Raw genomic sequence first — 8,384 nt, 5'->3', positions numbered from 1 at the left:
AAGCTGCAGTGAGTTCCTGAGCGCGATAGTAGAGGCGCCTCACAGTCTCGATGCTGCTGGCCGCCACCTCGGCAGTCATCACGCCTATCACCAACACCTCGCTGCTGTGAGCCGCGGTGTTCAGGGCCAGGATCAATTCGTACGGATTGAATTTTTTGGGCGAGGTCGCGACCTTCCGCGATCTGTTCGATGCCGAGGCGAGGAGAGAAAGGAAAAGAGACATGGCGTTTCCGTAGCGGGACATCATGAAGAGGGCATCCGTGAGGAATGGTGTCCGGTAATCAGCCAGACCCTGTCGATGTCCTCGCAGGGGAATAGGAAGCGGGCCGGAAGTGCCTGCTCGGCGCCGACCCGACCGAAGGGGAAGTATACTACCTGCCGAAAACCACTCTCCCCAGCCTGAGGCTGCTGCGCTTGCGCAGGTTGGGATTGGCAAGGAAGCTCTCGAAAGGCCCGCTGTTCGTTGTTGTCATGTCCGTCGACCTCATCCGCCATCGTCGGGACCAGGATGGCATCGCTGGCGTAGAGGGTGAGCAGATCCTCCAGACGACCGGATGACACGACCTCGGCTCATGGCAGCGGAGCGCTGGGGGGCCTTTAATATAAGAAAGTGCGGCCGCCGGTCACCCCGTCCCGGGTCGCACTGGTCATTATGCCCTCCTGCATTGGTGCACCCTCTGCTGCTCTCCGTCGCCGAGGTCCGGCAACTCCCGGCCAGCCGACGACAAAAACCACATTGCAGACCTTGTTGGTTCCAATTAATAACGAACGTAATAACATTACATTTACGAGGATGCCATGCCAGCCAGTCAGCAAAAGCGCGACACGCGCCTGCCCGTCACCGTCCTGTCCGGCTTCCTCGGGGCCGGAAAGACCACGCTCCTGAACCATATCCTGAACAACCGCGAGGGCAGGCGGGTGGCGGTCATCGTCAACGACATGTCCGAGGTGAATATCGATGCCGACCTCGTGCGCGACGGGGCGGAGCTGTCGCGATCCGAGGAAAAGCTGGTCGAGATGACCAATGGCTGCATCTGCTGCACACTGCGTGACGACCTGCTGGTCGAGGTGCGGCGCCTCGCGGAAGAGGGGCGGTTCGACTATCTGCTGATCGAATCCACCGGCATTGCCGAGCCGCTGCCGGTCGCCGCGACCTTCGATTTCCGCGATGCCGAAGGCGACAGCCTGTCGGATGTCTCGCGCCTCGATACCATGGTCACTGTCGTCGACGCGGTGAACCTGACCCGGGATTTCTCCAGTCATGATTTCATCGCCGATCGCGGCGAGAGCCTTGGCGAGCAGGATGAGCGCACGCTCGTCAACCTGCTGACCGACCAGATGGAATTCGCCGATGTTATCATCCTGAACAAGGTGACCGAAGCCGGCCCGGCCCGGTTGGATCAGGCGCGCAAGATCGTTCGCGCCCTGAACCCGGATGCCCGGCTGATCGAAACCGATTTCTCCCGTGTCGAGCCGGAGGCGATCTTCGACACTGGCCTGTTCGATTTCGACAGGGCGCATGAACATCCGCTCTGGGCCAAGGAACTCTATGGCTTCGAGAACCATCTGCCCGAAACCGAGGAATACGGGATCTCGTCCTTCGTCTATCGCGCCCGACGTCCGTTCCATCCGCGCAAAATCCACGACCTGTTGAACGGCGATCTGCCCGGCGTGATCCGCGCCAAGGGGCATTTCTGGATTGCCAGCCGTCCGAACTGGGCGGTCGAATTCAGCCTTGCCGGTGCGATGTCCAGCGTGACCCCGCTGGGCGGTTGGTGGGTCTCGGTCCCGCGCGACCGCTGGCCCACCCATCCCGACAGCCTCGCCGAAGTGGCGAAGGTGTGGGAGGAGCCTTGGGGCGACCGCCGGCAGGAACTGGTTTTCATCGGCACAGGAATGCACAGGGAGGCGCTGATCGCGCGTCTCGATGCCGCTTTGGTCGAGGCACCGGATTTCACGCCTGACGCCTGGGCGAAGCTGCCCGATCCCTTCCCGCAATGGGGGCAGAAGCGGGTCGCGTAGGGACGCCAAGCCCGGGCCGGGTGAAGACCCTTGCGGCCGAGCCGAACCGCCCGTTAGAGGTTGAAGAAGTCGATCTGCCCCCTCCGAAAGCGGGCATCACTCTGTCCGGCATGGCACCGAGCCCTCTTCTCGGCGGCTTGGTGGATATGCCGGATGCGTCGCTATCATATTGTTTTTATTGTTGATGAACCGCCCGGCCGATGGCTTGCCTATCGCGGCAGGGGTGCCAGCTGGAGGTCGTTACATAAAGAGCGGCGGGAGAGCGCTTTCTTCGGAGGGAGAGGCAGAGCGCAGTTGACTGACGTGAATCGCGCGTTTCGGGGACGATAGAACAGAGCGGGCGCAGACGTGAATATTGCCACGATACTCTTGCTTATTGGTTCACGAGAAGGTAAGTGCCCGATACCTCAAAGGGACGGCGGGTTGGCGGAGAGGTTACGCAGCGGATTGCAAATCCGTGAAGACCGGTTCGATTCCGGTACCCGCCTCCAAAATTTTTCAAACACTTAGGTTTGGATTGAGCGGCTGCGATAATATTCTCGCAACATATTCCGCAACATTCATGTCTAGTCCGGTTCCGCGCCTTGTTTGCGCGTCTTTGGCCCGCGTTTTTTGACGGGCGGAACCTGCGGAGCGCGCGGTCATGGCGCCGGTTTTATGCTCTGTCACGGCCATGATCGGCTCATCGCTGCACCCCGCCACTGCCAGTTCGGCCGCGAGCGCAGGATCAGCTCGCCTCCCGCGACGCTAGGGGAGGGCATTGCCGGGGCGCCACTGCTGCCACCCATCACCGACGCAACACACTCCCTCGGTACCGACAGGCTGGCGCGGGACATCGCGGCAGGGCTGGCGCATGGGGGCGCGGACATCGCTGCTCGTCGGCGTGACTGCGGCTGCGGTCGCCGTCACGCTGGGCGCCTTGGTAGGCACGCTCGCCGGTTTCGCGGGCGGGGTAGGCGATGAGGTGCTGATGCGCGTCGTCGATGCCTTTCAGATCGTGCTGGGGTTCTGGCCGGCCAGCAGGTGACCCTTCTGCGCTATGTCGAAGACCAAGGGGATCGCTGGCAGAAGGGCATAGGTCACGTGCTGGGACTGCCGATCTCCTGCCCGACAGGGGGCGAAAGATGGACCAGACCACGCATCGGACGAGATGTATTTCAGGTCGGTCTTTCAGGATTTCAGAACGCTTTACACGGCCCCAAGGCATCACTTTCAGCGGTAAACCCAGCCAGCTGTGAGCCTATCTCATCGAATAGCGTTCAACCGTCTCGCGTCGTGCAAACCGCTGCCAGCATACCAGGGGGTATGGAAAGGGAGCTGGCCGCGGACGCTTACCCGACATTCCCGCCCGGATCGTATCCCCTTCAGCCGCGCGGACAGCGAGTGTCTTCGGGGAGCAATGGCCGCAGGATCGCTCTGGCGGCAGGCATGTCCCGCGCAGGCGGACAAGTCCCACCCAGCGTAAGAGCCTGCTGGGCTTTCGTGCATCGCGTCTTTGGGTGTCGCGCAGCCGGTAAGGTTCTCAGCGGCAATACAGCTCGGCACGCCGCCTCATGACCTTACAACGCAAACTTCCGTCCGGCAGTCGGATGTGCAGCAGTTGGACGGCAGCGCTCCGTGACATCTCGCCTCCTGCCGCTTGCTGATCCATCTCGAAGCTCTGGCGATCAACCTCGGCGGTGCAAAACAAGCGAATCAAGAAATATGAGCGATGCAGCCGCTCACCGCGGATGGCGGGCGCAGTGTGCGAAACCGCAATCAAACAAATATCCATAACAACTGGCGGCCCCGACAGGATTCGAACCTGTGACCTACCGCTTAGGAGGCGGTCGCTCTATCCCCTGAGCTACGGGGCCGTGTGGTGGTTGTCGCGGAAAACAGGTGTCTGCGCAACCCCGCTGGAGAGGGTCAACGCGCTGGCCTGATCGTATCGCCGCGCAGAAGTTTTGGTGTCAGCTCAATACGGACGCCGGATAGTCCGGTGGCAATGATCTCGGCCGCCTTCTCGCCGATTTCCCGCCGGCCGGCATCCATTGTGGCGAGGCGGCGGGGCAGGCCTTGCAGCAACTCCACTCCGTTGAAACCGGCAAGCCCGATGCGGTTGGGGACATCGAACCCCTTCTCAAGGCACCAAAGCAACCCGCCCGCGCCAATCATGTCATTGGAGTAATACAGAAAGTCTATATCGGGCGTCCGGTTCATGATGGCTTCGGTCATCTCCCGGCCCTTCAGCAGGGCAGAGCCGCCGGAGTAGAACTCACGATCCGCGAGCGTGATGCCGGACTCCGCCAGCGCCTTTTCGAACCCCTCCATTCGCTTCCGCGCGCGGTGATCATAGGGCATCTTGGTCCCCAGAAAGCCGATGCGGCGATACCCCGACGCGATGATCGCCTCGGCCGTTTCCCGCCCTGCCCGCCGGTGGGAAATGCCGACGACAGAGTCCATAGGCTCGCCGTCCACGTCCATGATCTCCACGATCGGAACGCCGGAGTTGACCAGCATGGCGCGGGCCGCAGGGCTGTGTTCCATCCCCGCGACGATGACGCCGGACGGCCGCCAGGAAAGCATTTCGTAGAGCACACCCTCTTCCCGTTCGTCCGAATAATCCGTGACGCCCATGACGGGCTGCAACGGTGTGCCGACCAGCCGGTCGGAGATCCCCGACAGCACTTCGGGAAACACCATGTTGGAAAGGGAAGGGATGACGACGGAGACCAGATTGACCCGCTGGGAGGCCAATGCCCCGGCGATGCGGTTCGGCACATATCCCAATGCACGGGCGGCGGCGCGGACTTTTGCCCGCGTGGCTTCGGAAACATCCCCCCGGTCGCGGAGAACGCGGCTCACCGTCATTTCGCTGACCCCGGAGGCCTCGGACACGTCGCGTAGCGTCAGGGGGCGGCGGTTTTCCGGGGGCGGGTTGGTGTCTGACACGGGATAAGCTCTCCTCTATCCTGCATCTTTACTCTCGGACCGTGTTTTCTCCAAGTAGGCAACCGCCAGGACCATGCGCGCCGCCGCTCCGCCGCCGCCGCCCCCCTCTCGCCCCGCCGGTTTTCGTGGACTACACTGTGAACCACTTCTGGAGGAACGACATGTCATCAGCCTACGATCACTTTCTGGACCGCAGCCCGGCCAACCATCAGCCGCTGACGCCGATTTCATTTCTGGAGCGGGCGGCGGCGGTCTACCCGGACAGGCTGGCAGTGGTGAACGGTGGCTTCAGGCTCACCTATGATGCGCTGTGGAAGCGCTGTCGCCGCCTTGCTTCCGCCTTGGCAGGGCGCGGGATCGGGCGGAGCGATACGGTGAGCGTGCTGCTCCCCAATGTGCCGCCCATGGTCGAGGCGCATTTTGGCGTGCCGATGACGCGGGGGGTGCTGCACTCGATCAACACCCGGCTCGACGCGGCGATCATCGCCTTCCAGCTCGATCATGCGGAGTCGAAGGTTCTCATCGTGGACCGGGAGTTTGCCGAGGTCGCGCGCGAGGCTCTGGCGATGGCGCAAGTCGACCCGCTGGTCATCTGCTACGACGATCCCGATTTCCCGGAAGACGGCCCCTATGCCAAGGGTCCGCCAATCGGAGAGATCGACTACGAAGCGTTTCTCTCCGAAGGGTCGGAGGCGTTCGACTGGCTGCCGCCGCAGGACGAATGGGATGCCATCGCGCTCAACTACACCTCGGGCACGACGGGCAATCCCAAGGGCGCCGTCTATCACCATCGGGGCGCGGCGCTCATGGCCTATGCGAACACGATCCATGCGGAAATGGGGCGGCATCCGGTCTATCTCTGGACGCTGCCGATGTTCCACTGCAATGGCTGGTGCTTCCCCTGGACGCTGGCCATTCAGGGCGGCACGCATGTCTGCCTGCGCTGGGTGCGGGCAGCGGCCATGTACGACGCGATTGCCGATCTTGGCGTGACGCATCTGTGCGGGGCGCCGATCGTCATGGCGACGCTGGTGAATGCGCGGCCGGAGGAGCGGCGGGATCTGCCCGGCACGGTGCGGTTCAACGTCGCTGGTGCGCCCCCGCCCGAGGCGGTGATCGCCGCGATGGCGGAGGCGGGCTTTGCCGTCACGCATATCTACGGGCTGACGGAGACTTACGGCCCGTCGGTCGTGAACGAATGGCATGACGACTGGGACGCGCTGCCCGCCGCCGGTCAGGCGGCGCGGAAGGCGCGTCAGGGCGTGCGGTATCTGGCGCTCGACGCGCTGTCCGTCCGCGATCCGCAGACGATGGAGCCGGTGCCCGCCGATGGCGAGACGCTGGGGGAAGTGATGTTCCGGGGCAATATCGTCATGAAGGGCTATCTCAAGAACCCCCATGCGACGGAGGAATCCTTTGCCGGCGGATGGTTCCATTCCGGAGATCTCGGCGTCATGCACCCGGATGGCTATGTGCAGCTCAAGGACCGGTCGAAGGACATCATCATTTCGGGCGGGGAGAATATCTCCTCCATCGAGGTGGAGAACGTCCTCTATGCCCATCCGGCCGTGATGGTCTGTGCCGTGATCGCGCATCCCTCCGAGAAGTGGGGTGAGACGCCCGCCGCCTATGTGGAGCTGAAACCGGGTCAGACGGCGACGGAGCAGGAGATGCTCGACTGGTGCCGCCAGCACCTTGCGCGGTTCAAATGCCCGAGCCTGGTGGTCTTCACCGATATCCCCCGCACGTCGACAGGCAAGGTGCAGAAGTTCAGGCTGCGGGAGCAGGCGAAGGGGGCGTGACCTCGTAGAGCTCGAGCGGCAGTCCGTCCGGGTCGCGGAAGAAGGTGAAGCGCGCGCCGGTGAGGGCATCGACGCGTATCGGTTCGCAATTCACGCCCGACGCGGTCAGCTGGCTCACCGTCTCGCCGATGTCCTGGGTAGCGAAGGCGAGATGGCGCAGCCCCTGCGCCTCCGGCCGGTCGGGGCGGGGCGGGGCGCCCGGAAAGGAGAAAAGCTCGATCTGCCCGCCTCCCGGAAGGGCGAGGTCGAGCTTCCAGGACTGCCGCTCCGCCCGCCATGTTTCCGCGATGATGCGCAGCCCCAGCACCTCGGTGTAGAACGCGCGGGACCGGGCGTAGTCGGCGCAGATGATGGCGACGTGGTGAAAGGCCCGGATCATGCCGCCTGCCGCCCGTTCCGCGCGAGCCAGACAAGCGCGCCGCCCGCGAGCAGCAGGAAGGGAAGCATGGCAAGGTTTACCGCGCTCCAGCCTCCCACCGCGTTGCCGGCGCCTGTGCAGTTCATCAGCCCGCCCGAGAACAGGGAAGCTACCGTCACGCCGCCGAAGACCAGAAGATCGTTCAGCCCCTGTACGCGCCCCCGCTCCTCCGGCCGGTGGGAGCGGGTGAGCAACGCCGTGGCGCCGATGAAGCCGAAGTTCCAGCCGAGCCCCAGCAGGATCAGCGCGACGAAGAAATGTGGCAGCGTCACGCCCGCCAGTGCGACCAGCCCGGCGCCGGCCAGGATCGCCAGCCCGGTACCGATGATCGGTATGACACCGAACCGCGCGATCAGCGTACCGGTGAAGAAGGACGGCACGAACATGGCCAGCACATGCGCGGTGATGATCCCCGAAACCTCCCGCTGGCCGAAGCCGCAGCCGATGACCGCCAGCGGAGTGGATGTCATCACGAGGTTCATCAGCGCATAGGAAACCATGCCGCAGATCATGGCGACAACGATGGCAGGATTGCGCAGCAGCTGCCGCATCGGTCGTCCTCCCTCCGCCGCCTTGCGGGGCGGGGGCATGTCGAGAAAGGCGAACAGCAGCGATCCGGCGAGGTTCAGCACCACGATCACCAGATAGGAGGCGACGAACGGCACGACCAGCCCGAAGGCCGTCAGCGTCACCAGTTGCGGGCCGACGACCGCGCCCACAAGACCCGCCGCCATGACGCGGGAAATGGCGCGCGCACGGTCGGCCTCCGCCCCCTCATCGGCGGCGGCGAAGCGGTAGAAGCCCTGCGCCGACTGATAAATGCCGCTGAAGTAGCCGCCGAGCACCAGCAGCCAGAAGGACGATGTCCAGAGCGCCAGTGCCGCCAGCGCCGCGCCGACCGCTCCCGCCATCGCGCCGAGCACGAATCCCGCCGCCCGCCCTCGCCGCTGCATGAGCGGTGAGAGCCATGGCGCCGTGGTCATGGAGCCGAACACCATGGCCGAGATCGGCAGCGTGGCCCAGCAGGGGTTGCGGGCGAGGCTCTGCCCGGCCAGACCCGCCATCGCGAAGATCATCGGCATCTGCGAGCCAAGGATCGCCTGTGCCGCGATGAGCAGGCGCACGTTCCGGCGGATGCGGGGGGAAGTGGTGTCGGCCATGGGCGATCCCTTGTTTCACCCAATGCCTAGTCCCGGTCCCTGTCAAAG

7 protein-coding genes and 2 tRNA genes are annotated in these 8,384 nt (G+C 64.0%); 4 read left to right on the top strand and 5 right to left on the bottom strand.

Going from position 1 to position 8,384, the window contains the following annotated elements; translation table 11 throughout:
- Positions 1-247, bottom strand: a 247-nt coding sequence (locus CN97_RS03105; protein WP_169743189.1) for a hypothetical protein, incomplete at its 3' end; no start/stop codon positions are given.
- Positions 248-798: 551 nt separating this feature from the next.
- Here CN97_RS03105 and CN97_RS03095 point away from each other — a divergent pair.
- The 3 genes from CN97_RS03095 (at position 799) to CN97_RS20515 (ending at position 3,049) form a co-directional block, all read left to right on the top strand.
- Positions 799-2,022 (top strand): GTP-binding protein, encoded by a 1,224-nt coding sequence (locus tag CN97_RS03095; RefSeq protein WP_035706742.1) that lies wholly within the window; start codon positions 799-801, stop codon positions 2,020-2,022.
- Positions 2,023-2,439: 417 nt separating this feature from the next.
- Positions 2,440-2,513, top strand: a tRNA-Cys gene (locus CN97_RS03090).
- A 362-nt stretch (positions 2,514-2,875) separates the two neighbouring features.
- Positions 2,876-3,049, top strand: a complete 174-nt coding sequence (locus CN97_RS20515; RefSeq protein ID WP_176408593.1) for a hypothetical protein — start codon at positions 2,876-2,878, stop codon at positions 3,047-3,049.
- 753 nt (positions 3,050-3,802) lie between these two features.
- On the opposite strand, the gene CN97_RS03080 is transcribed toward CN97_RS20515, so the two are convergent.
- Both CN97_RS03080 and CN97_RS03075 read right to left on the bottom strand, forming a co-directional pair.
- Positions 3,803-3,878, bottom strand: a tRNA-Arg gene (locus tag CN97_RS03080).
- 52 nt (positions 3,879-3,930) lie between these two features.
- Positions 3,931-4,956 (bottom strand): LacI family DNA-binding transcriptional regulator, encoded by a 1,026-nt coding sequence (locus CN97_RS03075; RefSeq protein ID WP_035706736.1) that lies wholly within the window; start codon positions 4,954-4,956, stop codon positions 3,931-3,933.
- Between the two features lie 161 nt (positions 4,957-5,117).
- Between CN97_RS03075 and CN97_RS03070 the strand changes: the two genes are divergently transcribed.
- Entirely contained in the window at positions 5,118-6,758 is a 1,641-nt protein-coding gene (locus CN97_RS03070; protein WP_035706732.1) for an acyl-CoA synthetase, read from the top strand.
- Here the strand turns inward: CN97_RS03070 and gloA2 are convergent.
- Both gloA2 and CN97_RS03060 read right to left on the bottom strand, forming a co-directional pair.
- A complete protein-coding gene (gene gloA2 / locus CN97_RS03065; protein WP_035706729.1) occupies positions 6,727-7,137 on the bottom strand; it encodes an SMU1112c/YaeR family gloxylase I-like metalloprotein in 411 nt (136 codons plus the stop codon). The genes CN97_RS03070 and gloA2 overlap by 32 nt on opposite strands.
- Positions 7,134-8,336, bottom strand: coding sequence for an MFS transporter (locus CN97_RS03060; RefSeq protein WP_035706726.1), 1,203 nt, complete (start codon positions 8,334-8,336; stop codon positions 7,134-7,136). Before CN97_RS03060 ends, gloA2 begins: the two co-directional genes overlap by 4 nt.
- Between the last annotated feature and the right edge of the window lie 48 nt (positions 8,337-8,384).

Origin of the sequence: Haematobacter massiliensis (genome assembly GCF_000740795.1) — a bacterium.
Lineage (GTDB): Bacteria > Pseudomonadota > Alphaproteobacteria > Rhodobacterales > Rhodobacteraceae > Haematobacter > Haematobacter massiliensis.
The sequence above is the reverse complement of the archived record's forward strand: the minus strand, read 5'-3'. Positions and strand labels throughout refer to the sequence as shown.

What these genes read in the sequence shown, in the direction of transcription:
- CN97_RS03095 (WP_035706742.1), top strand. Translation starts at nt 799, where the DNA reads ATGCCAGCCAGTCAGCAAAAGCGCGACACGCGCCTGCCCGTCACCGTC.
- gloA2 (WP_035706729.1), bottom strand. Translation starts at nt 7,137, where the DNA reads ATGATCCGGGCCTTTCACCACGTCGCCATCATCTGCGCCGACTACGCC.
- CN97_RS03060 (WP_035706726.1), bottom strand. Translation starts at nt 8,336, where the DNA reads ATGGCCGACACCACTTCCCCCCGCATCCGCCGGAACGTGCGCCTGCTC.
- CN97_RS03070 (WP_035706732.1), top strand. Translation starts at nt 5,118, where the DNA reads ATGTCATCAGCCTACGATCACTTTCTGGACCGCAGCCCGGCCAACCAT.
- CN97_RS20515 (WP_176408593.1), top strand. Translation starts at nt 2,876, where the DNA reads ATGGGGGCGCGGACATCGCTGCTCGTCGGCGTGACTGCGGCTGCGGTC.